The sequence below is a fragment of the Chromobacterium sp. INPA-IVC genome (assembly GCF_059047085.1).
Genome location: NZ_JBTNLS010000007.1, coordinates 20802 through 44781, shown reverse-complemented (window position 1 = coordinate 44781; position 23980 = coordinate 20802). Strand labels below are relative to the sequence as shown.

General features: G+C 66.2%; 25 protein-coding genes. 10 read left to right on the top strand and 15 right to left on the bottom strand.

Annotated elements, in window-relative coordinates:
* Nucleotides 1-35: 35 nt before the first annotated feature.
* Nucleotides 36-620, top strand: coding sequence for a D-sedoheptulose 7-phosphate isomerase (gene gmhA / locus ACX17K_RS13950; RefSeq protein WP_493775268.1), 585 nt, complete (start codon nucleotides 36-38; stop codon nucleotides 618-620).
* Between the two features lie 72 nt (nucleotides 621-692).
* On the opposite strand, the gene ACX17K_RS13945 is transcribed toward gmhA, so the two are convergent.
* Nucleotides 693-1625 carry an alpha/beta hydrolase gene (locus ACX17K_RS13945; protein ID WP_493775267.1) on the bottom strand — a complete coding sequence of 311 codons (933 nt, stop codon included), beginning with the start codon at nucleotides 1623-1625 and terminating at the stop codon, nucleotides 693-695.
* A gap of 86 nt (nucleotides 1626-1711) precedes the next feature.
* Nucleotides 1712-2587: an HD-GYP domain-containing protein gene (locus ACX17K_RS13940; RefSeq protein ID WP_493775266.1), complete on the bottom strand. Its 876-nt coding sequence runs from the start codon at nucleotides 2585-2587 to the stop codon at nucleotides 1712-1714.
* Nucleotides 2588-2823: 236 nt separating this feature from the next.
* On the opposite strand from ACX17K_RS13940, the gene ACX17K_RS13935 reads away from it, so the two are divergent.
* The 3 genes from ACX17K_RS13935 (at nucleotide 2824) to ACX17K_RS13925 (ending at nucleotide 6858) form a co-directional block, all read left to right on the top strand.
* Nucleotides 2824-4170, top strand: a complete 1347-nt coding sequence (locus tag ACX17K_RS13935; RefSeq protein ID WP_493775265.1) for an SGNH/GDSL hydrolase family protein — start codon at nucleotides 2824-2826, stop codon at nucleotides 4168-4170.
* Nucleotides 4171-4278: 108 nt separating this feature from the next.
* Nucleotides 4279-5292, top strand: coding sequence for a class I SAM-dependent rRNA methyltransferase (locus ACX17K_RS13930; protein ID WP_493775264.1), 1014 nt, complete (start codon nucleotides 4279-4281; stop codon nucleotides 5290-5292).
* Nucleotides 5293-5523: 231 nt separating this feature from the next.
* Complete coding sequence (locus tag ACX17K_RS13925; RefSeq protein ID WP_493775263.1) at nucleotides 5524-6858, top strand: SGNH/GDSL hydrolase family protein; 1335 nt, start codon at nucleotides 5524-5526, stop codon at nucleotides 6856-6858.
* Nucleotides 6859-6976: 118 nt separating this feature from the next.
* Here ACX17K_RS13925 and ACX17K_RS13920 read toward each other — a convergent pair whose 3' ends face one another.
* A complete protein-coding gene (locus tag ACX17K_RS13920) occupies nucleotides 6977-8215 on the bottom strand; it encodes an anion transporter (RefSeq protein WP_493775262.1) in 1239 nt (412 codons plus the stop codon).
* A 144-nt stretch (nucleotides 8216-8359) separates the two neighbouring features.
* Nucleotides 8360-9151, bottom strand: a complete 792-nt coding sequence (locus tag ACX17K_RS13915) for an inositol monophosphatase family protein (RefSeq protein WP_493775261.1) — start codon at nucleotides 9149-9151, stop codon at nucleotides 8360-8362.
* 94 nt (nucleotides 9152-9245) lie between these two features.
* Between ACX17K_RS13915 and ACX17K_RS13910 the strand changes: the two genes are divergently transcribed.
* Entirely contained in the window at nucleotides 9246-9971 is a 726-nt protein-coding gene (locus ACX17K_RS13910) for a 16S rRNA (uracil(1498)-N(3))-methyltransferase (protein ID WP_493775260.1), read from the top strand.
* Nucleotides 9972-10271: 300 nt separating this feature from the next.
* On the opposite strand, the gene ACX17K_RS13905 is transcribed toward ACX17K_RS13910, so the two are convergent.
* Entirely contained in the window at nucleotides 10272-11486 is a 1215-nt protein-coding gene (locus ACX17K_RS13905) for an HD-GYP domain-containing protein (protein WP_021477471.1), read from the bottom strand.
* A 415-nt stretch (nucleotides 11487-11901) separates the two neighbouring features.
* Between ACX17K_RS13905 and pyrB the strand changes: the two genes are divergently transcribed.
* From pyrB to ACX17K_RS13890, 3 genes are all read left to right on the top strand, one after another.
* Nucleotides 11902-12822: an aspartate carbamoyltransferase gene (pyrB, locus tag ACX17K_RS13900; RefSeq protein WP_493775259.1), complete on the top strand. Its 921-nt coding sequence runs from the start codon at nucleotides 11902-11904 to the stop codon at nucleotides 12820-12822.
* Between the two features lie 24 nt (nucleotides 12823-12846).
* On the top strand, nucleotides 12847-13305 hold the full coding sequence (gene pyrI, locus ACX17K_RS13895; RefSeq protein ID WP_021477474.1) for an aspartate carbamoyltransferase regulatory subunit: 459 nt from the start codon (nucleotides 12847-12849) through the stop codon (nucleotides 13303-13305).
* A 216-nt stretch (nucleotides 13306-13521) separates the two neighbouring features.
* Complete coding sequence (locus ACX17K_RS13890) at nucleotides 13522-14736, top strand: chloride channel protein (RefSeq protein ID WP_493775258.1); 1215 nt, start codon at nucleotides 13522-13524, stop codon at nucleotides 14734-14736.
* A gap of 3 nt (nucleotides 14737-14739) precedes the next feature.
* On the opposite strand, the gene ACX17K_RS13885 is transcribed toward ACX17K_RS13890, so the two are convergent.
* From ACX17K_RS13885 to ACX17K_RS13850, 8 genes are all read right to left on the bottom strand, one after another.
* Complete coding sequence (locus ACX17K_RS13885) at nucleotides 14740-15264, bottom strand: GNAT family N-acetyltransferase (RefSeq protein WP_493775257.1); 525 nt, start codon at nucleotides 15262-15264, stop codon at nucleotides 14740-14742.
* 65 nt (nucleotides 15265-15329) lie between these two features.
* Nucleotides 15330-16217 carry an NYN domain-containing protein gene (locus ACX17K_RS13880; RefSeq protein ID WP_493775256.1) on the bottom strand — a complete coding sequence of 296 codons (888 nt, stop codon included), beginning with the start codon at nucleotides 16215-16217 and terminating at the stop codon, nucleotides 15330-15332.
* A gap of 53 nt (nucleotides 16218-16270) precedes the next feature.
* The gene (locus ACX17K_RS13875; protein WP_493775255.1) at nucleotides 16271-17089 is read right to left on the bottom strand and encodes a substrate-binding periplasmic protein; all 819 of its coding nucleotides are present in this window, start codon (nucleotides 17087-17089) and stop codon (nucleotides 16271-16273) included.
* Nucleotides 17090-17302: 213 nt separating this feature from the next.
* On the bottom strand, nucleotides 17303-17845 hold the full coding sequence (locus ACX17K_RS13870; RefSeq protein ID WP_493775254.1) for a DUF2059 domain-containing protein: 543 nt from the start codon (nucleotides 17843-17845) through the stop codon (nucleotides 17303-17305).
* 78 nt (nucleotides 17846-17923) lie between these two features.
* Complete coding sequence (locus ACX17K_RS13865; RefSeq protein WP_493775253.1) at nucleotides 17924-18871, bottom strand: substrate-binding domain-containing protein; 948 nt, start codon at nucleotides 18869-18871, stop codon at nucleotides 17924-17926.
* A 40-nt stretch (nucleotides 18872-18911) separates the two neighbouring features.
* Nucleotides 18912-19502: an alpha/beta hydrolase gene (locus ACX17K_RS13860; protein ID WP_493775252.1), complete on the bottom strand. Its 591-nt coding sequence runs from the start codon at nucleotides 19500-19502 to the stop codon at nucleotides 18912-18914.
* A 107-nt stretch (nucleotides 19503-19609) separates the two neighbouring features.
* Nucleotides 19610-20107: a YgjP-like metallopeptidase domain-containing protein gene (locus ACX17K_RS13855; RefSeq protein ID WP_493775251.1), complete on the bottom strand. Its 498-nt coding sequence runs from the start codon at nucleotides 20105-20107 to the stop codon at nucleotides 19610-19612.
* 43 nt (nucleotides 20108-20150) lie between these two features.
* Nucleotides 20151-20681, bottom strand: coding sequence for a GNAT family N-acetyltransferase (locus ACX17K_RS13850; RefSeq protein ID WP_493775250.1), 531 nt, complete (start codon nucleotides 20679-20681; stop codon nucleotides 20151-20153).
* A 150-nt stretch (nucleotides 20682-20831) separates the two neighbouring features.
* On the opposite strand from ACX17K_RS13850, the gene ACX17K_RS13845 reads away from it, so the two are divergent.
* Nucleotides 20832-21068, top strand: a complete 237-nt coding sequence (locus tag ACX17K_RS13845; RefSeq protein WP_493775249.1) for a hypothetical protein — start codon at nucleotides 20832-20834, stop codon at nucleotides 21066-21068.
* Here the strand turns inward: ACX17K_RS13845 and ACX17K_RS13840 are convergent.
* Nucleotides 21032-21568 (bottom strand): YaeQ family protein, encoded by a 537-nt coding sequence (locus tag ACX17K_RS13840; protein ID WP_021475672.1) that lies wholly within the window; start codon nucleotides 21566-21568, stop codon nucleotides 21032-21034. The genes ACX17K_RS13845 and ACX17K_RS13840 overlap by 37 nt on opposite strands.
* A 74-nt stretch (nucleotides 21569-21642) precedes the next feature.
* The gene (locus ACX17K_RS13835) at nucleotides 21643-22323 is read right to left on the bottom strand and encodes an MliC family protein (protein ID WP_493775248.1); all 681 of its coding nucleotides are present in this window, start codon (nucleotides 22321-22323) and stop codon (nucleotides 21643-21645) included.
* 233 nt (nucleotides 22324-22556) lie between these two features.
* Here ACX17K_RS13835 and ACX17K_RS13830 point away from each other — a divergent pair, with 233 nt between their 5' ends.
* Nucleotides 22557-23978 (top strand): DEAD/DEAH box helicase, encoded by a 1422-nt coding sequence (locus ACX17K_RS13830; RefSeq protein WP_493775247.1) that lies wholly within the window; start codon nucleotides 22557-22559, stop codon nucleotides 23976-23978.
* The last annotated feature ends 2 nt before the right edge of the window (nucleotides 23979-23980 follow it).

Genomic DNA, 23980 nt, shown 5'->3' with positions numbered 1-23980 from the left:
GTACACTAGAGCCTGACCAAGCAACGGAATTCATCATGCAAGACCATATCCGCGCCAGTCTGGGCGAGGCCAAGACCGCGCTCGACAATCTGTTGGCCAACCCGCAGTCGCTCGCCTCCGTGGAAGCGGCGGCGCAGGCGATCATCGGCGCGCTCGAATCCGGCGGCCGCGTGTTTTCCTGCGGCAATGGCGGCTCGATGTGCGACGCGATGCACTTCGCTGAAGAACTCACCGGCCGCTACCGCGACAACCGCCGCGGCATGGCGGCGATCGCCATCAGCGACCCCAGCCACATCAGCTGCGTCGGCAACGATTACGGCTATGACGAGATTTTCGCCCGCTACCTGGAAAGCCACGCCCGCGCCGGCGATGTGCTGATCGGCCTGAGCACCAGCGGCAACAGCCGCAACGTGATCCGCGCCGCCGAAGTGGCGCGCGAGCTGGGCGTCAAAGTGGTGATCCTGACCGGCCGCGCCGGCACCAAGCTGGAGCCGCTGGCCGACGTCTACGTCAACACCCCGGGCGGCAGCTACGCCGACCGCGTGCAGGAACTGCACATCAAGGTGCTGCATATCCTGATCGAGCTGACCGAGCGGCACTTCTTCCCGGAAAACTACTGAGACGCATCATGCGCCGGGAGGCGCGCGTCCCGAAGTTGAAGGATTTCAGCGCGCAGGCCGTGAGGCAGGCGTTCAGCCGGCATTGAGGAAGGCGCCGATGCGGCGATAAGCCAGGTCGCATACTTCCGGCACCAGCGCCTCCATGTTGAGGAAGGCGTGCACCTGGTCTTCCAGATGCAGCCGCTCCACTTCGGCGCCGGCCGCCTGCAGCTTGTTCGCGTACAACTGGCCCTGGTCGCGCAGGATGTCGCGGCCGGCGGTGATCACCAGCGTCGCGGGCGGCGGGGCATCCAGCGCCCAATGCAGCGGCGATGCCTGGCCGCGGTCTTCGCCATGCTGGAAATAATTGTCGAAATACCAGTCGGTGCGGGCCCGGGTCAGGAAGAGGCCTTCGCCGTTTTCCGCCACCGATGGCTGCGCCAGCGTGTAGTCGACGCAGGGATAGATCAGCGCCTGGCGCGCAATCTCAAGCGATGGGTCGGCAAGGCCGCAGAGGCTGGCGCACAGCGCGCCGCCGGCGGAGTCGCCGGCCAGCGACAGGCGCCGCCGGTAGGCCAGTCCGCGTTCGTCCAGCGTTCGCCACACATGCCTGGCCACGCTCAGCGCGTCATCCAGGCCGGCCGGGTAGGGGTTTTCCGGCGACAGCCGGTATTCGGCGGCGACGACGATGTGGCGACTGGCGGCGGCGAGGCGGCGGTTGATGCCGTCGTAGACGCTGACGCTTCCCGCCATGTGGCCGCCGCCGTGCAGAAAGACCAGCACCGGCAACGCCTCTTTGGGCGCGGGATGGTAGATGCGCACCGGCACGGCGTAAGCGCCGCCCGGCACCAGATCATCGTTCACCCAGGCGATGTCCGGCCCGGGCGCGACCATCTGCGCGGTCAACTGCGCCAATGCTTCCCGCGCGCCTATCGCCGTCGGCTTGTAGCCTTCGGCCAGACGTTGCGCAGTCTGCTGGTTGAGCTCGGCCAGCCAGGGTCGCAGATTGGGATGCAGTCGGTGCATGGTCTGTCCCGCCTATGCAAGGTGTTGATTCATCAGGCTATACCATTCGCATTTTAACGGCAAGCGCAGTGACCTGATCGGTTGGCTCAGCCGAACAGCAGATCCAGCAGCCCGGGCTTGCCGCGCGCGCGCAGGCGGCCGCTGTCGGCCAGCAGCCGGTCGATCAGCGCGCTGTCGGCGCGTGGCCGGCGGGCGCGCACGGGGTCATTCGCGCCGGTGGGCGCGAGCGCCAGCGCGTCGTCTCGGCGGCTGAGGCGGTAGCCGCCGGCGCAGGCCGGGCAGAACAATTCGTCGCCATCGGCTGCCGCCGCCGGCACCGCGATGATGGGTCCGCAGGCCGCGCAGCGCTGCATCGGCACGCCGGGCTCGCTGTGTCCCAGAACGTGGTCCAGCCGGCCCGTCTCGCCCAGCTGGATGAAGCGCGCGCCCAGTTCGGCGTCGAACTGGCGGCCCAGGTTGTCGCGCAGGATGGCCAGCGCCTGCGGCACCGGCATGCCTTGGCGGTAGGGCCGGGTGCTGGTCATCGCGTCGAAGGCGTCGGCGATGCCGACGATGCGGGCGACCAGCGGGATGGCCTTGCCGGACAGTCGGCCGGGGTAGCCGTTGCCGTCCGGGGTTTCATGGTGGCGCAGCACCGCGTCGATCACCAGCTCGGCCAATGGGTGGTCTTTCAGCAGTTCCGCGCCGACTTGGGGGTGGGTCTTGATCACCTCGTATTCCTCGTCGCTGAGTTTGCCTGGCTTGTTCAGCACCGCGTCCGGCACGCCAACCTTGCCCAGATCGTGCAGAAAACCCCCCAGCGCGATCCTTTCCACCTCGGCCTGGGGCAGCTGCAAGTCGGAAGCCAGCAGATGGCTGTAACGCGACACGCGCCACAAGTGGCCGCCGGTGTAGGCGTCGCGCGCCTCCACCAGCATGGCCATCGTGTACAAGGTTTTCAGCAGTTCGCGGCTGGCTTGCATGGCTTCCTCGCGGCATGAGTGGCGATCCCTTCACTATGGCATACGCGCCGGCTGGCGGAGGCTGAGCCGGATGTCATGTTGCGCTGGCGATGATGAGACATCATTCGAGCGTTTGATCTAAATTTGTCGTAACGCAATGATTACAATCATGCAATTTTCATCTTTCCTCCGTACTGTGTAATGACGCGTTGCTAGACCGGCGCGATCCACACACGAAAATCCAAGGAGGAGTGCGAATGAAGTCATGGTTGCTGCTGGGACTGACCCTTTCCTCGCTGGCCTGGGCCGGCAATGACGACGGCGCGCCGGATGCGCGCTATGCCCATGTGCTGTCGTCGTCCGGCCCGCTGAGCCGCGCCGAGCTGTTGAAGCGCGGCTTGCCCAAGCAACAGGCCGCCGCGCGTATCTCCGCGATGTCGGTGCCGGGACCCGCCACCTACACCTATGTGCGCTGTTTCTACCGCACCGGCAGCGCCAACACTCAGCCGGGCACCGATTACGAGTGGGCGCTCGACCCGTCCAGCGGCGACTACTACCGCTTGAACGGTAACTGGTGGTCCAGCAGCATCTTCGACTGGAAGAACATGTTCTACAGCGACGTGACGCAGGACGCGCTGCGCTCCGTCTGCCAGCAGACGCTGGCCAAGAAGGGCAGGCCGTCGCAGCCGGCGATGGTGTTCGCCGCCGACAATGCGATGTCGTTCAATTACACGGTGTGGACCAACGACAAGGCCGGACAGGGCAGCGGCATCAACAAGATCATCGCCTTCGGCGACAGCCTGTCCGACAACCAGAACGTCTATAACGCCTCGCAATGGACGCTGCCCAACCGCAACAGCTGGTATATCGGCCACTTCAGCAACGGCCCGGTGTGGGTGGAATACCTGGCCAGCCGGTTGAAGCTGCCGATGTACAACTGGGCGATCGGCGGCGCCGGCGTGTCGACGCAGAAGCTGGTGATCCCGGGCGTGGTGCAGCAGGTGCAGTCCTGGCAGGACTACATGAAGCAGGCGCCCAACTACAATCCGGCCACCACGCTGTTCACGATGTGGATAGGCGGCAACGACCTGGTCAACTACGGCAGCACGCCGGACAAGGTGATCGCCGGCCAGCAGCAGGCGCTGACCAATCTGATCAACGCCGGTGCCCGCAACATCCTGCTGCTGAAGCTGCCCGACGTGTCGCGCGCGCCGGTGTACCAGTACAAGGATGGCTCGGCCACCGTGGCGGCGCAGGTGAAGGACCTGAACCAGAAGCTGGACGCCTTGGCGGCCTCGCTGCGCCAGCAGTACGGCGTCAACATCCAGGTGTTCGACAGCTATGCGATGTTCAATGACTTGCTGAACAATCCGGGCAAGTACCAGGTCAGCAACACCACCCAGTCCTGCCTGAACATCAACGCCGATTCGGCGCTGAACTACATGCAGACCCAGTCGCCGCGCGCCAATTGCGCCAACGCCGACAGCTTCGTGTTCTGGGACACGCTGCACCCGACCACCCACACCCATTTGCTGCTGGGCAACGCGGTGGCCGACTTCCTCGGCTCATCCGGCGCGATGCCGATGTTGAGCAAGGCGCGCTGACGCGCGGACGGACGGCGTTTGGCGCGCCGTCCGCCAGGGCTTACAATTCGGTTTTGATCCGGCCGCGGGTTGTCCCGCGGCCCGGCCGAACTGTAATCGAAAGCCCCCATGTCCACCCTGACCGAACTCCTCCGCCGCGCCGACGCGGCGCGCGCCGCGCTGATCGAGCGCCTGGCCGCCGAAGACACCAACTGTTACCGCCTGTTCCACGGCAGCGTGGAGGGCATGCCCGGCCTCGCCATCGACCGCTACGGCGAGCAGATCCTGGCGCAGACCTTTCATAAGCCGCTGACCGACGCCGAGCTGGAGGAAATCCGCGCCCATTACCGCGAAGCGCTGCCGGAGCTGGCGCTGGTGTACAACGACCGCAGCGACGCCAACTCGCGCGTGAGCAACGCGCTATCGCTGGCCGAGCAGGCGGTGGCCCAGCAGGACGTGGCCATCCGCGAGAACGGGGTCGCCTTCCATTACCAGGCGCGCCACAAGGGCCAGGACCCCTGGTTGTTCCTCGACCTGCGCGCCGCGCGCCGCCGCGTGATGCAGCTGGCCGAGGGCAAGAGCGTGCTCAACCTGTTCGCCTACACCTGCGGCGTGGGTGTGGCGGCGGCCAAGGCCGGCGCCAGCTTCGTGCTGAACGTGGATTTCGCCGAATCCAGCCTCAGCGTCGGCCGCGCCAACGCCAAGCTGAACCTGCTGGCCTCCCGGCCGCGCTGCCTGCACAGCGACGTCTTCGCCGCCGTGCGCCAGCTGTCCGGCATCGGCCAGCCGGACCGCGTGCGCGGCAAGAAGATGCCTCCCTTCCCCAAGCTGGAGCCGCGCCAGTTCGATCTGGTGTTCCTCGACCCGCCGCGCTACTCCAAGAGCCCGTTCGGCGTGGTGGACCTGGTCAACGATTACCAGGCGCTGTTCAAGCCCGCTCTGCTGGCCACCGCGCCGGGCGGAATGCTGGTTTGTTGCAATAATGTTGCAGAAGTGGACGGCGACGCCTGGCTGGAGAGTTTGAAGCGAAGCGCCGCCAAGGCCGGCCGCGAAGTGCGCGCCGCCGAGTGGATCGTCCCCGACGAAGACTTTCCCAGCATTGACGGCAAACCCCCGCTGAAGATCGTTTTGCTTAGCGTTTGAGACGCATTATCAAGCAAAAAAGCCGCGACCCAGTCGCGGCTTTTTGCATAGTTTGAGCCAAGACAACTAAGCGTGAAGTCAGTTTAATTGTTTAAAATTAACACTTTATTTTAAATGTAAACGGCTGATATTCTGTTTGACAGGAAGCCCCGGCCGGCGTGGAGCCTTAGCCGCGACCGGATGAAAACGACGGGCATTCCACACATAACAAACAAGGTATCGGGTGAATACATGAAACAAACCATCGTTCTGTCCCTGCTGGCGGGCATGCTGGCCTGCGCTCAGGCGCAGGCCCAGTCCGAACAGCCTCCCAGCGACGAGCTGGACGGCGTGATCTCCGCTGGCAAGCCCTTGTCCGGCAGCGAGGCGCGCGCCGCCTCGGGCCAGGCCAAGCCGCAGCCCGGCAGCGCCACCTACACTTATCTGCGTTGCTATTACCGCAAGAGTCCGGCGGCCAACCAGCCGCAGACTGACTACGTGTGGGCCACCGATCCATCCAGCGGCGACTACTATCGCGTCAACGGCTACTGGTGGTCGGGCAGCTTCGTCGCGCTGAAGAACATGTTCTACAGCGACACCAGCCAGGACACGCTGCGTTCGGTGTGCCAGCAGACGCTGGCCAAGCAGGGCGTCAACCGTCCGCTGGCGTTGTTCGCCGCCGCCAACAACGTGATGTCGTACAACCACACCATCTGGACGCTGGACAGCGCCAGCCAGGGCAACGCGATCAACCGCATGGTGGTGTTCGGCGACAGCCTGTCCGATACCCAGAACATGTACGGCGCCTCGCAATGGCGGCTGCCGGTGGCCAGCAGCTGGTACGTCGGCCGCTTCAGCAACGGCCGGGTCTGGGTCGAGCATCTGGCCGACCAATTGAAGCTGCCGTTCTACAACTGGGCGATAGGCGGTTCCGCCGCCGACAGCCACCTGGTGGTGCCGGGCCTGTTGCAGCAGGTGGACTCCTGGACCCAGTACATGCAGAAGGCGCCGGGCTATCGTCCGGAAAACACGCTGTTCACGATGTTGATCGGCGGCAACGACCTGCTCAACTACGGCCGCGCCGTCGATCAGGTGATCGCCGACCAGGGCAAGGCGCTGGACAAGATCATCGCCGCCGGCGGCCGCAATATCGTGGTGCTGACGCTGCCCGACCTGTCGCGCACGCCGTCCGGCTCGGCCGGCGGCAAGGCGGCGCAGCTGGCGCAGCAGGTGAAGGACTACAACGCCAAGCTGGCGACGCTGGTGGCCAATCTGAAGCAGAAGCACGGCGCGGCGCTCAAGCTCAGCCTGTTCGACGCTTACGGCATGTTCAACGACCTGCTGACGAATCCGGCCAAGTACCAGGTGAGCAACACCACCCAGCCCTGCCTGAACGTGGCGGCCAACGCCAGCCTGCCCTACATCTCGTCGCAGACGCCGCGGCCGGAGTGCACCAACGCCGACGCCTACGTGTTCTGGGACAATCTGCACCCGACCACGCACACCCACGTGCTGCTGGGCCAGATGGTGGCCGACTTCCTGCGCCAGCAGAACCTGAACCTGTCGGCGCAGGCGCGCAGACGTTGAGCCGCCGGAGTTGAGGCTATCAGCCAACCGCATGCCTTGCCGGCATGCGGTTTTTTGTCGCCGTCGTTTCGCGGATGAGGGCGGGTTCCCGCCGTATTCGAATGCCGCGCGGCCGGGCTCAGAAGCCGAGCTGGAACCGCAGCGCCAGATAGGCGCCGGAGACGGCCAGGGTCGCCAGGGTGATCGGCACGCCGACGCGGGCGTGGCGTTTCCAGTCGATGGCGACGCCGCGCCTGGCGGCGGCATCGACGACGATGATGTTGGCGATGCTGCCCACAATCAGCAGATTGCCCGACAGCGTGCTGACCAGCGCCAACAGCAGGCCGCTCGTCTCGTGATGGGCGACGGGCAACAGCAGCATCACCGCCGGGACGTTGGAGACGATGTTGGACAGCAGGAAGGTGGCGGCGAACAAGGGGCCCGGCTGCTCCAGCCGCACGCCGAGCGCGGCCAGGCCGGCGACGGCATCCGCGGGGATCCCGGTGCGCTGCAGCGCATGGTTGACGACGAACAGACTCATGAACAGAACCAGCAGCTCCCAGTCGACCAGCCCCAGCATCTTGCGGGAATGCAGCTGGCGGCTCATCAGCAAGATGCCCGCGCCGATGAGCGCCATGTGTTCCCTGGGCCACGGCGCCGCCAGGAACGCCGCCAGCAGCGCCGCGGCGATGACGAGGCCTTTCGCGGTTTGCCAGCCATCGAAAGGCGTGTCTTCGCGCGGCGGCTCGGCGGCGGGCTCGGCGGGGCCGGCATCCAGCCAGCGGCCGCCGGTCTGCCTGACGATCAGCCCCCAACATGCCAGCAGCCCGAATCCCACCGGAATGGCGGCGGCCAGGAAATAGCCGCCGAAGTCCAGGCGCAGCGTCTGGCCGATCAGCATGTTCTGCGGGTTGCCGATCAGCGTCGCGGCCGAGCCGATGTTGGAGGCGCAGGCCAGCGCCAGCAGGAACGGGACTGGGTCCAGCCGGCGCTGCCTGCAGGCGTCGATCAAGACCGGGGCGACGGCCAGGCAGACGATGTCGTTGCTGAACACCGCCGACAGCGCCGCGCTGACGACGGTAAGCGCCGCCAAGAGTCCGGCGGGGCCGAGCGACAGGGTCGCCAATTTGCGGGTCACCCAGTCGTAGAAGCCGCCGAGGCGCATCTGCGCCGATATCACCATGAAGGCGAACAGCAATATCAGCGTGGGCAGATGCATGGCAGCCACCGCTTGCTCGAGGCTCAGCGCGTTGACGCCGATCAGCGCGATCGCGCCGAGCAGCGCGACGCCGGTCCGGTCAAGCTGCAGGAACGGCAGGCCGCCGAGAATCATGCCGAGATAGACGATGAGAAAGATGGCGAGGATGGTCGTGGTCATGTCGTCAGCGCCGGCGCGCATCGGCCTGCCTGGAGGCGGGCCGAGCTTGGGAGTGGGGGAGGCGGCTGTTTCATGGCGGCCGGGAGGAGGTTGCGCGCGCGATGTCGGGGCCGGCGCGCGCGGCATGCGTCCATGGCGAGGAGGCTATTGGTTGGCGCGCACCCAGCGGTGCCATTGCGAGAACAGTTCCGGCGTGATCGCGCCGATCACCGAGCGTTTCCACACCACGTCGGTCCAGTAGTCGTCGGTGTTGAGGCTGGCCAGGCGGGCGCCGGCCTCTTCGGCGATGACGGCGCCGGCGGCGTAGTCCCACAGCCGCTGGCCGCCGTGCAGGTAGAGGTCGTAGCGGCCGGCGGCCAGGAAGCACCAGTCCAGCGTGCTGGAACCCATATTGCGCTGGCTGCCGCACGGCGCCACGCTGCCGATGCGGGCGGCGAGCTTGCCGGAGTGCAGGTATTTGACTTCGACGCTGGCGATGGCGTCGCCCATGCAGTTATTGATGGTTTTCAGCGGCAGCCGATGGCCGTTCAGCCAGGCGCCCTGGCCGCGGCGGGCGTAGAACATCTCGTCCGACACCGGGTTGTAGATCACGCCCAGCTCGCTTCTGCCGTCCACCATCAGGCCGACCGAGATCGCGAAATAGGGCAGGCCGTTGACGAAATTGGTGGTGCCGTCTATCGGGTCCACCACCCACAGTCCGTCGCGGTTGGCCGCCCACAGCGCGTCTTGTTCGTCGCGCTCCATTTCCTCGCCCAGCACCGGATGGGGCAGGATGGCGGGCAGGCGCCGCTGCAGTTCTTCCTGGCAGGCGAGATCGGCCTCGGTGAACAGGGTGCCGTCGTCCTTGCGGCTCTTGCCGACGCGCAAAAAGCGCGGCATCACCTCGCGGGCGGCCACGTCGCGTACCAGCTGCATCACCTGTTCTAGCACCTGCATCCTTTTCTCCCTGCGTGGTTTCCGCGCGAAAGCGGTTTGCCGAATGGAGCAAACCTAGCAAAATACCGGTATCAACAGCGACTTTCAATATCCGATGCCAAGGTTTTATCTCGACGCCGACTTCGCGGTCGGCCAGCAGCTGTCCCTGCCCGATGCTGTGGTGCGTCATATCCAAGTATTGCGGCTGAACGCCGGCGACCCCATCACGCTGTTCAACGGCCGCGGCGGCGAGTACCAGGCCGCGCTCTGTGCGGTGATGAAGCGCGACGCGCAATGCGTGGTCGAGCGCTTCGACGACGTTTCACGTGAAACCCCGCTGTGGCTGGGCTTAGCGCAGGGCATTTCCGGCGGCGACAAGATGGAGTTCACGCTGCAGAAGGGCGTGGAGATGGGGGTGTCGGTGTTCCAGCCCATCGCCGCCGGCCGCTCGGTGGTCAAGCTCAGCGGCGAGCGCGCCGACAAGCGCGTCGCGCGCTGGCAGGAGATCGTGATCTCCGCCTGCGAGCAGAGCGGCCGCAACACGGTGCCGCAAGTGCTGCCCATCCTGACGCTGAACGAGTGGCTGGCGCAGCGCCAGGAGGCCGATATCCGGCTGATCCTGTCTCCGCGCGGCGACAAGAGCCTGGCCCAACTGGCCGATAGGCCGGCGCGCAGCTGGCTGATGGCGGGACCGGAGGGCGGTTTTTCCGCGCAGGAGGAAGACGCGGCGCTGGCGGCCGGCTGGACGCCGCTGAAGCTGGGGCCGCGCATCCTGCGCACCGAGACCGCGGCGCTGGCGGCGGTGGCGGCGATGCAGGCGGTGTGGGGGGATTACCGCTAGGGCGCGCCATTCCGGCGAGGCGCCGGTCATGCCGTCGTGGGCGGGTGACAGGTGCTTGATTGGAGATGCGGCGCGTCGTTCTTGCGGTGCGTCGCCCCTGCGGGGTGACGCACCCTACGGGTGGGGCCGTGCGTTGTGCGTACCGAGGCGGCGGCGATGCGGACGGTATCGGGAGACGGTCGTAGGGTGCGTCACCAAACGGGGCGACGCACCACCCATGCCGTCGTGGGCGAGTGATGGGTGCTTGATTGGAAACGCGGTGCGCCGTCCCTGCGGCGTGTCGCCTCGGGGCGATGCGCCCTACAGGAAACGCAGCGGGTCGATGTGCCATTTCTCCGGCGACTCGTGCTTGACGATGCGGTCGCCGCCGCCGAAGCCCATCTTGCGCGACAGGTCGACGATTTCCGGCGCGATGTGGGTATTGCTCTTGGTGCTGAAAAACACCTTCACCTTGGGCGAGACCAGATTGTTGTCGTTCTGCTCGATCACCACGCCCAGCCGGCCGCTTTCCAGCCGCACCAGCGTGCCGATCGGATAGATGCCGATCACCCGCATGAAGGCTTGCACCAGTTCCGGGTTGAAATGGAATTTCGACCATTCGTAGATCTTGCGCAACGCGTCGGTCGGCGACATGCCCTGGTGGTAACAGCGTTCGGAGGTGAGCGCGTCGTAGACGTCGACGATGGCCGCCATCTGTCCCAGCTGCGAAATCTGCTCCCCCTTCAGTCCGGCCGGATAGCCGCTGCCGTCGTGGCGCTCGTGATGCTGGCCGGCCACCAGCACCGCGGTTTCCGAGATGCCGCGGGTGGCGTGCAGGATCTTCTGGCTTTCCACCACGTGGCACTTCATCACCTGGAATTCCTGCTCGGTCAGCTTGCCCGGCTTGTTCAGGATTTCGTTGGGCACTCTCATCTTGCCGATGTCGTGCAGCATGCCGCCGATGCCGGCGTGGTGTATCACTTCCTTGCTCATGCCCAGGCCGTTGCAGAAGCTGACCATCAGCGCGCCGACGCTGACCGAATGCTGGAAGGTGTAATTGTCCTTGTCCTTGATCCGGCACAGCGACAGCAGCGCGCCGCCGTTGCGCAGAATGGATTCGGTCAGTTTTTCCACTTGCGGCTCCACCTGCTCCAGCTCCACCTGCTTGCCCAGCCGCACGTCCTGCAGGATGTCGCGGACGATCTGGTTGGCCTCGTCGTGGATGCTGCGGGCGCGGCCGAACTCCTCGGCCGCCTCCACGCGGCGGACCACCGTGCTCTCGCGGGAGGCTATTTCGCGCAGCTCGCTTTCCAGTTGTTTGCGCACTTCGCCTTCGCTGCGGGCGGAGGGCAGGTCCAGGCCCTTGCGGGTGTCGATGTAGACTTCGTGGATGCCGGCGTCGGCGATTTTCTGGATCTCGCTGTCGTCCTTCACCTTGAAGCGGTTGATCAGAAAAGGGTGGGACATCCAGTCGCAGTTCAGGTCGTGGATGTACATGCCGACTTTTAGCTCGCTGACATCAATGCACTTGATCATGGCGCTTGGCGGCCTGCTGCCGCGGAGTGGAATTCAGCAAATCGTCGCGGGGCGACGGATCGGGCCGGCGCCCTGGCGGACAAGGCGTCTTTTTTTCAGCATCAGCCGGAGCGGGCGGATTTGCAAGAACCTGGCCGCAGGATGCCCGGCGCAGGCGATTGCCGCCGCCTCATTCCGGGGGCGGGGACTTGCCGAAGGCGGCGATCATGGGATATATTCCCGCAGTTTTGTTCGGAACGGATGTAATGAGACAAGCAGCACGGCAGCGAAGCGGCATCAGCGACACCCTAGCGGGCGGCGCGGCGGCGTTGCTGCGAGGCGCTGCCGTTCCCGACATTCCCGCATTCACGAAAAAAAGCCCCTGACGACAGGGGCTTTTTTTTCGCCCGCAACCGCCAACACGAGGAAAGCGACCATGGCCAATCCACTGTACCGGAAACACATCATCTCCATACCCGACTTCAGCCGCGAGGAACTGGAACTGGTGGTGGACACCGCCGCTCGCCTCAAGCAAAACCCGCGCGGCGACCTGTTGCGGGACAAGCTGGTGGCCAGCTGCTTCTTCGAACCGTCCACTCGCACCCGCTTGTCGTTCGAGACTGCGGTGCAGCGCCTGGGCGGCAACATCATCGGCTTCGCCGACGGCGGCAACACCAGCGCCAAGAAGGGCGAGACGCTGGCCGACTCGATCAAGATCATCAGCTCCTACACCGACGCGGTGGTGATGCGCCATCCGAAAGAGGGCGCGGCGCGCTTGGCCAGCGAGTTCTCGGCGGTGCCGGTGATCAACGGCGGCGATGGTTCCAACCAGCATCCCACCCAGACCCTGCTCGACCTGTTCTCCATCCGCGAGACCCAGGGCCGGCTGGACGGCCTGACCGTCGCCTTCGCCGGCGACCTGAAGTACGGCCGCACCGTGCATTCGCTGGCGCAGGCCTTGTCGCTGTTCGGCGCGCGCTTCTACTTCGTGTCGCCGGAAGTGCTGGCGATGCCGGACTACATTTGCGAGGAGCTGGACGAGAAGGGCATTTCGTACACGGTGGCGGCCAGCCTGGAGGAAGTGATTCCCGAGGTGGACGTGCTGTACATGACCCGGGTGCAGCGCGAGCGTTTCGACGAGGCCGAGTTCCGGAAGATCCAGGGCCAGTACGCGTTGCGCGCCGACATGCTGAAGAACGCCCGCCCGGGCATGAAGGTGCTGCATCCGCTGCCGCGTGTCGACGAGATCGCGGTGGACGTGGACGCCACGCCGCACGCCTACTACTTCGAGCAGGCGAAGAACGGCGTCTACGCGCGCCAGGCGCTGCTGTCGCTGGTGTTGAACGAAACCGTGTAATCAGGCAAGCAAAGGACAAAGACCATGCAATACACCCGCACCGTGGAAGCGCTGAAGCAAGGCACCGTGATCGACCACATCCCGGCCGGCGAAGGCGTCAAGATCCTGCGCCTGTTCAAGCTGACCGAAACCGGCGAGCGCGTCACCGTCGGCCTCAACCTGGTCAGCCGCCACATGGGCAGCAAGGATCTGATCAAGGTGGAAAATGTGGCCTTGACCGAGGAGCAGGCCAATGAACTGGCGTTATTCGCACCGAAAGCGACAGTGAACGTCATCGATAACTTCGAAGTTGTAAAAAAGCATAAATTGACCCTGCCTGATGCGGTGGAAGGCATTTTCTCCTGCCCTAATTCCAATTGCATTTCGCATAATGAGCCGGTGAAGAGCGTCTTCTACGTAAAAACACTGGGGCATGACACAAAAATGAAGTGCAAGTATTGCGAAAAGGTGTTCAGTAGGGATATTGTTGCAGAGGTGCGCTGAGTCGTACAAAGGATGAGATAGAGAAATATCAAGAAAACACTGCATTCGACAGTGGTAGTAAAAATAGGGAAAGCGCCGCGGGAGACCGCGGCGCTTTTCATTTATTGCGACTCGCGACAAGCAAGTGCGCGGGAACGGGCCGCGCCCGAGGTCCCAGGAGGCGATCGAACGATGAAGCCATGGTGGCATCGTCATGCTTTTGTCCTGAATTTGCCGTTGGCTGCCGCATGCGGCGCATTGGGGGCCTTGCTGGTGCTCGGCTTCCAATTCGCATTGCATGCGATCGAGCAGGCGCTGAGCGGACGCAGCGGCAGCCTGGTGGAGATCGCGCGGCAATTGGCGCCCTGGCAGCGCGCGCTGGCGCCTGCGCTGGGCGGCCTGCTGGCCGGACTGGTGTTGGAGCAGGGGCGGCATCTGCTGCGCGGCGCCGCCGAAGGCGATTACCTGGAGGCGGTGCGGGTCGGCGACGGCCGTCTCAGTTTGCGCCGCACCCTGGTCAACAGCCTCTCCTCGCTGTGCACGGTGGCCAGCGGCGGCTCCATCGGCCGCGAAGGCGCGATGGTGGCGCTGGCCGCGCTGGGCGGCTCGTTGCTGGCCCGGCTTTCGGCCCTAGGCTTGCCGCGCCGCCGCCTGCTGGTGGCCTGCGGCATCGCCGCCGGCTGGGCCGCCGCCTATCATGCGCCGCTGGCCGCGGTCGTCTTCGTCTGCGAGGTGGTGTGGCGGCGGCTGGACTGGCGCGCGCTGCCGCTGCTGCTGCTGGCAGCGCTGACCGCCAGCCTCACCGTCGACCGCCTGTTCGGCCTCTCCCCGCTATACCAACCCGCTCCCTTGGCCGCTCCCGGCCATCTGGCCCTGGCCGGCTACTGTCTGCTGGCCCTGTTGCTGGGCGCCGCTTCGCCGCTGTTCATGGGCGCGATGGAGCTGGGACGCCGCGCATTGGGCCGATTGAAACTGCGCTTGCCATGGCGGATGGCCCTGGGCGGCGCGGTGGTGGGCGGTTTGGCCTGGTTCTGGCCGCAGATGTGGGGCAATGGCTACAGCACGGTGTCGTGGCTGCTGGTCAGCGATCCCGGCTGGCAGCTGGTGTTGACGCTGTTGGTGTGCAAGCTGGCCGCCACCGCGGCCACCAGCGGCTCCGGCGCGGTGGGCGGGATCTTCACGCCGATGCTGTTCGCCGGCGCGGCCGGCGGCGCGTTGGCCGGCCAATTGTTGAACTTGCTGCTGCCGGGCTGGTTGCCGGCGGGCGGCGCGGCCCTGGTGGGCATGGCCGCCTTCCTGGCGGCCACCGCGCGGGCGCCGGTGCTGGCGGCGCTGATGCTGATGGAGCTGACCGGCGCCTACGCGATGCTGCCGCCGGTGGCGCTGGCCGCTTGGCTGGCGGCCAGGATAAGCCGCCGGCTGGGCGGCAGGGCCTTGTACCAGGACGAGTAAGCGTCAGGCGTCCGGCGCGGGGCCGCTGCTGGCTTTGTCGACGAAGCGCTGCAGGTAGACCAGATCCAGCCAGCGGCCGAACTTGAAGCCGACCTGGGGCAGGCGGCCGACCTGGACGAAGCCCAGCTTTTCGTGGAAGCGGATCGACCCTTCGTTGTCGGCGTCAACCGCGCCCACCATGGTGTGCTTGCCCAATGCCTGGGCGTGGGGGAACAGCGCCTGCACCAGCGCGGTGCCTATGCCCTTGCCGCGGGCGTCGGCGGTCAGGTGCACGCTGTGTTCGACGGTGAAGCGGTAGCCGGGGCGGGCGCGGAAATCGCCGAAGCTGGAAAAGCCCAGCGCGCGGCCGCTCTCGTCCTCCGCCAGCAGCACCGGGTAGCCGGCGGCGGCGCGGTCCTGGAACCAGATGGCGAATTCCCCCGGCGTCAGCGGATCGTCGTTGTAGACGGCGGTGGTGGTGGCGATCACTTCGTTGTAGATGTCGAGTATCGCGGCCAGGTCTTCAAGAGTGGCTTCACGAATCTGCATGTTCTGTCCTTGCTTGAGGTCGTTCGGGGCCTTGAGTCATGGCCTGAGCAATTAACGTACCAGTATTAACCGGCGGGAGCGATTTTCTTGCGCGGGCTGCGCTTTTTGCGCGGCGGCGCGGCGCTTTCCTCGGGCGGGGGCGGCGCTTCGACGGGCGCCGCCGGCTCGACGAGGGCGGGCTCGCCATCGTGGCGCAGCCGGATCTCGCTGTGCAGCTTGGAGCCGTTCCGGCTCTCCTGCACCGTCAGGAAGTCCAGTTTCTTCACCATCTGCGACAGGCGGCCGTGGCCCCAGTTGCGCGGGTCGAACGAGGGGTCGTTCTTGGCGAGATAGGAGCCGACGGCCGACAGTTCGGCCCAGCCGCTGTCGCGCGCCACCGCTTCGATCGCCGAGGTGAACATGTCCTGCAACGGGTGTTTTTCCCTGGGCGGCGCGGCTTTGGCGCGCGAGCGGCTGTTGCGGGTTTTGGGCTTGTCCGCCGTTGCCGTCGTCTCAGGCTTGGGTTTGGCCGGCGGCGCCGGGCGCAGAATCTCGGTGAACACGAATTTGTCGCAGGCGGCGATGAAGGGGCGTGGCGTCTTCGATTGCTCGCCCAGGCCGATCACGGTCAGGCCGCCTTCGCGCAGCCGGGTGGCCAGGCGGGTGAAGTCGCTGTCCGACGACACCAGGCAAAAACCATCGAAATTGCCGGTGTAGAGCAGGTCCATCGCGTCGATGATCAGCGCCGAGTCGGTGGAGTTCTTGCCCTTGGTGTAGGCGAACTGCTGGATAGGCGAGATCGCGTACTGGTGCAGCACTTCCTTCCAGCCCTTGAGCTGGGTGGTGGTCCAGTCGCCGTAGGCGCGCTTGACGATGGCTGTGCCGTACTTGGCCACCTCGGCCAGCAGCTCGGCGATCAGCGAGGACTGGGCGTTGTCGGCGTCTATCAGCACCGCCAGTTTGCGGTTTTCCATTGATTCTTTCGGGTAGGGCGACAGCACATGCTATGCCGGGGCTTTCCCGGCTGTCAAAAACTGGCCGACGCCGCTTGGCCGCGCGCGGCGTCCAGCGCGTGTCCGACGATGCGGTCGACGGTGCCGTCGCGCTTCATGCCCGCCAGCGCCTGGTTCAGTTCGCGGATGAAGTCCTGCTTGTACGGGAAGCGGCCGTCGTCGCGGTCGGTGAAGCCGACATAACCCTGCTCCTCCGATACCGTCGCCGCCTCGGCCAGCTGGCCGTCGCGGTACAGGCCCTGGCGCTGCAGCTTCGCCAGTTCCATGTCTATCGCCAGCTTGTCGTTCTGGTAGCAATCCAGGTGGCCGCGGATCAGCTTCAGCAGATTGGTGCGGACGTCCGGGGCCTCTTCCAGTTCGATCCGCCCCAGGTCGACCAGCGCCCAGAAGGCATTGCCGCCGGGCCGGAAGCCGGCGTTGTTGCCGAAACGCAGCCCCAGATAGTCGTTGGGCCAGGCAGGGCGCGGCTGCTTCATCACCGGCACGCGGCAATAGACCACCACTTTTTCGTGCAGCATGGGCAGCGAATAGGGGCGCATGAAGGGGCGCTCGCCGGGTCGGTAGTAGGGCGGGGACAGCGCCAGCGCGCGGCCGGCTTCCAGTTCCGCCAACCCGCGTTTCCACGGCACCGGATGCAGTTCTATCCGGTAGCCGCGCAGGCGGCTGGAGGCGGCGCGCAGGATGTCGTTGTAGATGCCTCGGGCCTGGCCGGCCGTTTCGTACGAGTAAGGTGGATAGCTGTTGTCGGTCAGGATGGTCACGGTCTGCGGCGCCGCCGCGCAGCTGAAGGACCACAACACCGGCAATAGCCGGCGGGCGATGGACTGGCGCATCGCGGTCATGCTCCGAGAGAGGAATACCATTGTTATAGCGCGTGGCCGGTGGCGTGGCTTTTGCGTTGGCGAAGGAGACGGCGGAGGCGGCGCGGGCGCGAAGCGGTCGGGCGATCCTGGGGAGCGGAACGCGCGATGAGTCTGGCGGGATGAGCAAGGCCAAGCCGACGCTGCGGGGGAGCGCGCGCGCCGGCTTGGCCTGAGGCGGACGGATTACTTTTTGGCGATGGTCTTGCCGTAGGCGTCAGCGGAGGCCTGCATCTTCGGCAGCAGCGCCTTTTCGGCCGACTTCAGCGTTTCGCCGGCGATGCCGTTGATGATTTGCGGCTGCTGCTTCAGCATCTTCTGGCCGGCCGGCGTCTTGTAGAAGGCGTTGATCTGTTTCAGGTCGTCGGCGGTGAACTGGGCGCTGAAGTTCTTCACCACGGTCTGTTCGAACTGGGTCTTGACCGCGGCGGAGCCGAAGTAGTCGGCGGCCAGTTTCTGGATGCCGTCGCCGTAGCCCTTCAGGCCGGCTTGCGCTTTCTTCTGCTGGGCTTCGGTCAGCTTAATCTTGTTCTTGACGAAGTATTCCTGCAGCAGCGGCAGCGCGCTGGCGGAGGTGCGCTGCGCCAGTTCCGGCAGCATATTGTCTAGATTCAGGGTGGCGGCCAGTTCCTTGGCTCCGGCTTCCTGGGCGGCATCGGCGTGAGCCAGCAGCGGCATGGTCAGCAGCAGGGCGGCGATGCCGGCCTTGATCGAGCGGGAAGCAAACATGGCAAATCCTTTGATCGGGTAATGGATGTCGAGCCGGCAGTGTGACACCGGCCGGTGCCCAGGTCAAAGCCCATGCGGTCAGGGCTGGGCGGCGGACGGCATCGCCGCCTGCCAGCCCTGATAGCGGGAGAGGTTGTCGCGGGTGACCAGGCCCACCGGCACGGTCACCTGGCGGGTGGTGGCATCGCCGCCGCGCAGCCTGGCGCCCAGCTTCACCGCTTCGCGGCCTATCAGGTACGGCGACTGGCTGGCGGAGGCGACGATCTGGCCGGACAGCTTCAGCGCGCGTTCGATGTCGGGCGAGCCGTCCACCGAGCCGATCAGCGTCTGTTTGCGGCCGGCCGCTCGCAAGGCTTTCTCGGCGCCCAGCGCCTGGCGGTCGTTGATGGTGAACACCGCGGCCAGATCGGGCCAGCGCAGCAGCGCCTGCTGCATCGCGCGCTGGCCGCCCAGGCTGGAGCCCTGGGCGTTGATGCCGTCGTCGACCGCGTGGATGTGGGGGAAGGCGGCCAGCGCGGCGTGGCAGCCGGCGGCGCGGTCGCTGACCGAGGTGATGGGCGGCCCGCCCTGGACCACCAGCGTGCCGCGGCCGTTCAGGCGCTGCGCCAGGTAGCGGCAGACGATCTCGCCGGCTTGGCGGTTGTCCGATTTCACGGTGCCGTCGACGTCGGCGGCGTCGACATCCACCGCCACCACGGTGATGCCGGCGGCGCGCGCCTGGCGCACCAGCGGCGCCACCGCGCGGCTGTCCACCGCGCCCAGCAGGATCAGGTCCACTTTTTGCGCGATCAGCCGGCGCAGCTGTTCCTGCTGCTGTTCCAGCGTGAAATTGGCCGATTGCGAGGTGACGCGCACCGCAGGGTTGAGCCGGTGGGCGGCCTGCACCGCGCCGCGCGCCAGCGCCTGGTAGAAGGGGTTGTCCAGCGCGCCGACCGAAATGCCGATTCGGGACAGATTCGCGGCGGCGGCGGGAGCGGAGCTGGCGAGCAAGGCGAGGCTGAGAAACGAAATGCGCGAGGCGGGCATGGCGGGTTGGGCATGGGAGTCGGACTGGTATCAGTCTAGCTCATCCGGTCGCGGTTGCGACTGTCCTGGACTCAAGATGGCGCTGCGCGCGCCAGGCCAGCTGGCGCAGCAGCGGCCAGCCTTCTTCCCACTGCTGGTGTCCGGAGTCGATATTGATGTGGCCGGCATGCTGCAGCCAGGTGATCGGCGCCTGCCAGTAGCCGGCCAGCCGCGCGGCGCGGGCGGTCTTGCAGAACGGGTCGTTGCTGCTGGCGACGATCTTGGCCGGGAAGGGCAGCGCTTGGCGCGGCACCGGGGCGAAGTTCATCAGCTCGGCGGGCACGAAGGCGCGTTCGACGTCGGCCGGCGCCACCAGCAGCGCGCCGGCGATGCGCTCCGGGCGCTGGCGCGCGTAGTGGGCGACCGCGATGCAGCCCAGGCTGTGGGCGATCACCAGCACCGGCTTGACGCAGCGGTCCAGCGCCGCGTCCAGGCCGTCCAGCCAGTCGTCCAGCAGGGGATGGGTCCAGTCGGCGTTGTCGACGCGCCGGGCGCCCAGCCGGCGCTGCCAGTGGCTTTGCCAGTGGCGCGGCCCGGAATTGTTCCAGCCGGGCTGGATGATGAGGTCGAACGGTTGCAGGGTGGCGAACATGGCGGACTCGCAGGAGACGATGGTCTGACTGTAGCGCGGCCGGAATAGCTTGAAAAATAATAAGGAATTGTTTTGTTATTCTCTTGCGCCATAAATGGCGCGGCCGCTCAATCCCGCTGTTGCTCGCGCCAGTTCAGCCACAGCCGCAGGTCGAACTCCAGCTGGTGGTAGTCGGGCTGCATGTGGCAGCACAGCTGGTAGAAGGCCTTGTCGTGATCGCGCACTTTCAGGTGGGCGAGCTCGTGCACGACGATCATCTGCAGAAAGGGCAGCGGCAGTTCGCGGAACAGCGACGCGATGCGGATCTCGCTCTTGCTCTTCAGCCGGCCTCCCTGCACCCGGGAGATGGTGGTATTGGTGCCCAGCGTGCCCTTCAGCGGATGCTGCTGGTTGTCGTACAGCACCTTGGCCGGCAGCGGCGCGTTTTTCAGGTGGCGCTGCTTCAGCGCGGAGACGAACTGGTACAGCGCCTTGTCGGTCTGCACGTCGTGGTCGTCCGGGTACTTGCTGCGCAGCAGGGCGCCGAGCTCGCCGGAATCGAACAGCGCCTGCGCCTGTTGCACCAGGGCGGACGGGTAATGCGGCAGGTATTTGAGAGTGGGCATGGGGATATTGTAAGGCCGCGGCGGCGATGCGTGTTGCCGCCGCTCAAGCCTTGCCGGCGATGAGGCGCGCGGGATCGGCCCAGCTGTAGCGCAGCGCGGCGGCGCGGGTGCCGGCCGGGGTGTCCACCTCGCGGCGCTCCATCGCTTCGCCGCCCAGCTTGCCGTAGGCGGCGCAGGCGTCGGCATTGCGCTCGTACACCCATAGATAGAGCGGCCGGCCGGGCGCGATCCGCGAAGCTTCGGCCGCGGCGGCGGCCATCAGCGCGCGGCCGATGCCGCGCCCTTGCTGGCCGGGCAGCACGTGCAGATTGTCCAGGTAGACGCCCAGTTCGGGGGCTTCTTCCGGCAGCAGGCAGACGAAGCCGACCAGCTCGCCATCCCAGCAGGCCAGCCGCACCCAGGGCGGAGAGGCGGCTTCGAAGCGGCCGCGCCACAAGGCCAGCCTTTCGTCAGCGGCGCGCTGGTCCAGATAGTCGTCCGGCAGGATGCCGCGGTAGCTCGCGCGCCAGCTGGCGGCATGCAGGGCGGCGATGGCGGGCGCGTCTTCGGCATCGGCCGGGCGGAGGGCGAGCATCGGCTGTTCCTTGGCGGGTTTCACGTGGAACAGCATAGCGCAGGATGGAAATTTAGGTTTTGTTTATGCGGAGGCGGGCGATTTTTGCCGGAAGTTGAGCCGCGGCCGCCTAGCATGGACGGGTGATTCCGCCGCATGGAGAAACATTGGATGGCCATACCTGTCAGAACCCCGCTGCGCCGCAGCTGCCGCGAGGCATCCGGCGTGGCGATCCTCAGCCGCCTGCCCGCGAGAAAAGACGGCGGACAGACGTTGCGCCAGCGCCGGCTGCTGGCGGGCATGAGAACCGGCCGCCATTGCCAGCCTGCCCGTCCCAGTCTGCTGCAGCGGCTGGCCGGCTGGCTGGCGCGTCACTTCAGCCGCATCGGCTCCAGCAGGATGGTCTGATCGCCGCAACTGAGCCACAGCTGGCCGTCCTGGATGGTGGCGGTCAACTGCATGCTGCGCGTGGCGAGCGCGGCCAGCGACTGCAGCGCGTCGAAATCGATGCGGAACACTTCCAGCTTGTCCAGGCGGGCGAGCTTGCCCTCGTTCTGTCCCCACCACACTTCGCTGGCGCGGCCGCCGTAGCTGTACAGCACCACGCGTTCGGAGCGGGAGCATGCTTTCTTCAGCCGCTTCTCGTCCGGTTCGCCCAGGTCCACCCACAGCTCGATCTCGTCGGCGTAATTCTTCTGCCACAACTCCGGCTCGTCGTCGGCGCACAGGCCGCGGGTGAAGGCCAGCGTTTCGCTGGCGTTGAGCGCGAAGGCGGCGATGCGCAGCATCATCCGTTCCAGCGTTTCCGACGGATGCTGGGCCAGCGTCAGCGGATGGGTGGCGTAATAGCCGCGGTCCATGTCGGACAGCGTCAGAGTGGCTTTGTATATGGTGGCGGTCAGGGCCATGGGAGTCTTCGCTGAATCGGGTTCGCCCGGCGCGACATTGCGGCAGGGCGTCCGATTCTAACCGCCGGCCGGCGTCAAGGCGAGGGCTGGCTGGTGCATTCCAGCGATTCGCCGCGCCAGTTGACGCTGGCGTCGCGGCCCTTGATCCAGAACTCGACGCCCTGGCCCTGATAGCGCGAGCCGCTGCCGCTGAGTCCCTGGTGCACGATCACCAGCGCGCTGCCGCGCTCCAGCTTGGCGGTGGCGGGGTGGGTGCGGTAGAAGGTGGCGAGGATGGTGGCGCCGGGCTGGCCGCGGCACAGGTAGCGCAGCGGCGTCAGCGATTGGGCCAGGTTCCAGGTGGCTTGCAGCTGGGTGATGCGCAGGATGTAGGTGTCGCCCAGGCACATGTGGGGATCCTCGTCCTTCATGCAGTCCTTCAGGCCTTTCACCCAGCGCTTCTGTTCGGCGATCAGCTTGGCTTGCGCGCCGCTGCGGCTTTGCTCGGCCTGGCTCAGCGCCTGGGCGTAAACCTTCTCCAGCCGGTTGTCCAGCCGGGTCAGGCCATCGTCCTGGCATACCATGCTCTCCACCATATTGGCGGGCTGGTCGCAGTGGAAATCGGTGGCCACCGGCGGCAGGACGGCGGCGGGCGCGGCTGGCGCCGCCGGCGGGACGCCTTCTCCGCCGGCATGGGCATGGCCGCCCTTGGCGGCCAGGGCCAGCGTGGGCAGCAGCAAAAACAAGCCTATCAGCCGAGATGGGGCTACGGGCATAATCTATCCTTGAATACAACGTATTATAGCGAGCCGGTTTGCCGTCCGCTGCGGCGTCATCGGCTTCCTGCGGCCTTTCGCGGCGGCGAGTTCCCAATGCCGGCGATTGGCTGTAAACTGCGACGCTTCGCGCGAGTGCCAGTCCCGCGCGCCTTTCTCATCCGAGTTCAACTTCTTTTCCCGTCAGCCTGGATTGGTCGCAGTTCTGCGATAGGCCGTCGCAGGAGCATATTATGTCCGATCTTACCTTCGCCGACCTAGGCCTGGCCGACCCTTTGCTGCGCGCTGTCGCCGATACCGGTTATACCACGCCCACTCCGATTCAAGCCCAGGCGATTCCGCAGGTGCTGCAAGGCGGCGATCTGCTGGCCGCGGCCCAGACCGGCACCGGCAAGACCGCAGGCTTCACGCTGCCGCTGCTGCAACTGCTGATGCGCTCCCCCAGCCACCATGCCGGCCGTCCGCGCGCGCTGGTGCTGACCCCCACCCGCGAGCTGGCCGCCCAGGTGGAAGAGTCGGTGCGCACTTACAGCAAATACCTGCCGTTGAAGTCGCTGGTGATGTTCGGCGGCGTCAACATCAATCCGCAGATCAAGGCGCTGCGCTCGCCGGTGGACATCCTGGTGGCGACGCCGGGCCGCCTGCTGGACCACGTCGGCCAAAAGACCGTCGACCTGTCCGGCGTCGAGATCCTGGTGCTGGACGAAGCCGACCGCATGCTGGACATGGGCTTCATCCACGACATCAAGAAGGTGCTGGCCAAGCTGCCGGCCAAGCGTCAGAACCTGTTGTTCTCGGCCACCTTCTCCGACGAAATCAAGGCGCTGGCCGACAAGCTGCTGGACAACCCCAAACTAGTGGAAGTGGCGCGCCGCAACACCACCAACGAACTGGTGACCCAGAAGGTACACCTGGTTGACCGCGACAAAAAGACCGATCTGTTGATCCACCTCATCCGCGAGCAGAATTGGTTCCAGGTGCTGGTGTTCACCCGCACCAAGCACGGCGCCAACCGCCTGGCGGAGAAGCTGGACAAGATCGGCATTCCGGCCGCGGCCATCCACGGCAACAAGAGCCAGAACGCGCGCACCCGCGCGCTGGCCGACTTCAAGAGCGGCGAGCTGCAAGTGCTGGTGGCCACCGACATCGCCGCGCGCGGCCTGGACATCGACCAGCTGCCGCACGTGGTCAACTTCGAACTGCCCAACGTGTCGGAAGACTATGTGCACCGCATCGGCCGCACCGGCCGCGCCGGCACGCCGGGCGAGGCGCTGTCGCTGGTGTGCGTCGACGAGTTCAGCTTCCTGCGCGACATCGAGAAGCTGATCAAGATGTCGATCGAGCGCTTCACCGTGCCGGGCTTCGAGGCCGATCTCAACGTCAAGCCGGAGCCGATTCCGATGGGCGGCGGCGCCCGCGGCCGCGGACAAGGCCAGGGTGGTCGAGGCGGCCAGGGGCAAGGCCAACACCGCGGCCAGGGGCAGGGCCAGTCGCGCAACGCGCCGGCCAAGCCGCGCCACCAGACCGAAAGCAAGCCGGCCGGCCATGGCCGCAATGGCGGTCCGCGCCAGGGTCAGGGCACCGGCCAGGGCGGTCGCGCCGCCAAGCCGTCCTCGCCGAAGCCCGCGCTGTTCAGCCCGCCGAAAGGCCGCTAAAC

Excerpts from the sequence above, each read along its gene's own strand:
- ACX17K_RS13865 (WP_493775253.1), bottom strand. The coding sequence starts at position 18,871 with ATGCCCGCCTCGCGCATTTCGTTTCTCAGCCTCGCCTTGCTCGCCAGC.
- pyrI (WP_021477474.1), top strand. The coding sequence starts at position 12,847 with ATGCAATACACCCGCACCGTGGAAGCGCTGAAGCAAGGCACCGTGATC.
- pyrB (WP_493775259.1), top strand. The coding sequence starts at position 11,902 with ATGGCCAATCCACTGTACCGGAAACACATCATCTCCATACCCGACTTC.
- ACX17K_RS13855 (WP_493775251.1), bottom strand. The coding sequence starts at position 20,107 with ATGCCCACTCTCAAATACCTGCCGCATTACCCGTCCGCCCTGGTGCAA.
- gmhA (WP_493775268.1), top strand. The coding sequence starts at position 36 with ATGCAAGACCATATCCGCGCCAGTCTGGGCGAGGCCAAGACCGCGCTC.
- ACX17K_RS13870 (WP_493775254.1), bottom strand. The coding sequence starts at position 17,845 with ATGTTTGCTTCCCGCTCGATCAAGGCCGGCATCGCCGCCCTGCTGCTG.
- ACX17K_RS13850 (WP_493775250.1), bottom strand. The coding sequence starts at position 20,681 with ATGCTCGCCCTCCGCCCGGCCGATGCCGAAGACGCGCCCGCCATCGCC.
- ACX17K_RS13925 (WP_493775263.1), top strand. The coding sequence starts at position 5,524 with ATGAAACAAACCATCGTTCTGTCCCTGCTGGCGGGCATGCTGGCCTGC.
- ACX17K_RS13885 (WP_493775257.1), bottom strand. The coding sequence starts at position 15,264 with ATGCAGATTCGTGAAGCCACTCTTGAAGACCTGGCCGCGATACTCGAC.
- ACX17K_RS13875 (WP_493775255.1), bottom strand. The coding sequence starts at position 17,089 with ATGCGCCAGTCCATCGCCCGCCGGCTATTGCCGGTGTTGTGGTCCTTC.
- ACX17K_RS13920 (WP_493775262.1), bottom strand. The coding sequence starts at position 8,215 with ATGACCACGACCATCCTCGCCATCTTTCTCATCGTCTATCTCGGCATG.
- ACX17K_RS13930 (WP_493775264.1), top strand. The coding sequence starts at position 4,279 with ATGTCCACCCTGACCGAACTCCTCCGCCGCGCCGACGCGGCGCGCGCC.
- ACX17K_RS13915 (WP_493775261.1), bottom strand. The coding sequence starts at position 9,151 with ATGCAGGTGCTAGAACAGGTGATGCAGCTGGTACGCGACGTGGCCGCC.
- ACX17K_RS13845 (WP_493775249.1), top strand. The coding sequence starts at position 20,832 with ATGGCCATACCTGTCAGAACCCCGCTGCGCCGCAGCTGCCGCGAGGCA.
- ACX17K_RS13935 (WP_493775265.1), top strand. The coding sequence starts at position 2,824 with ATGAAGTCATGGTTGCTGCTGGGACTGACCCTTTCCTCGCTGGCCTGG.
- ACX17K_RS13840 (WP_021475672.1), bottom strand. The coding sequence starts at position 21,568 with ATGGCCCTGACCGCCACCATATACAAAGCCACTCTGACGCTGTCCGAC.
- ACX17K_RS13910 (WP_493775260.1), top strand. The coding sequence starts at position 9,246 with ATGCCAAGGTTTTATCTCGACGCCGACTTCGCGGTCGGCCAGCAGCTG.
- ACX17K_RS13880 (WP_493775256.1), bottom strand. The coding sequence starts at position 16,217 with ATGGAAAACCGCAAACTGGCGGTGCTGATAGACGCCGACAACGCCCAG.
- ACX17K_RS13940 (WP_493775266.1), bottom strand. The coding sequence starts at position 2,587 with ATGCAAGCCAGCCGCGAACTGCTGAAAACCTTGTACACGATGGCCATG.
- ACX17K_RS13830 (WP_493775247.1), top strand. The coding sequence starts at position 22,557 with ATGTCCGATCTTACCTTCGCCGACCTAGGCCTGGCCGACCCTTTGCTG.
- ACX17K_RS13905 (WP_021477471.1), bottom strand. The coding sequence starts at position 11,486 with ATGATCAAGTGCATTGATGTCAGCGAGCTAAAAGTCGGCATGTACATC.
- ACX17K_RS13945 (WP_493775267.1), bottom strand. The coding sequence starts at position 1,625 with ATGCACCGACTGCATCCCAATCTGCGACCCTGGCTGGCCGAGCTCAAC.
- ACX17K_RS13835 (WP_493775248.1), bottom strand. The coding sequence starts at position 22,323 with ATGCCCGTAGCCCCATCTCGGCTGATAGGCTTGTTTTTGCTGCTGCCC.
- ACX17K_RS13860 (WP_493775252.1), bottom strand. The coding sequence starts at position 19,502 with ATGTTCGCCACCCTGCAACCGTTCGACCTCATCATCCAGCCCGGCTGG.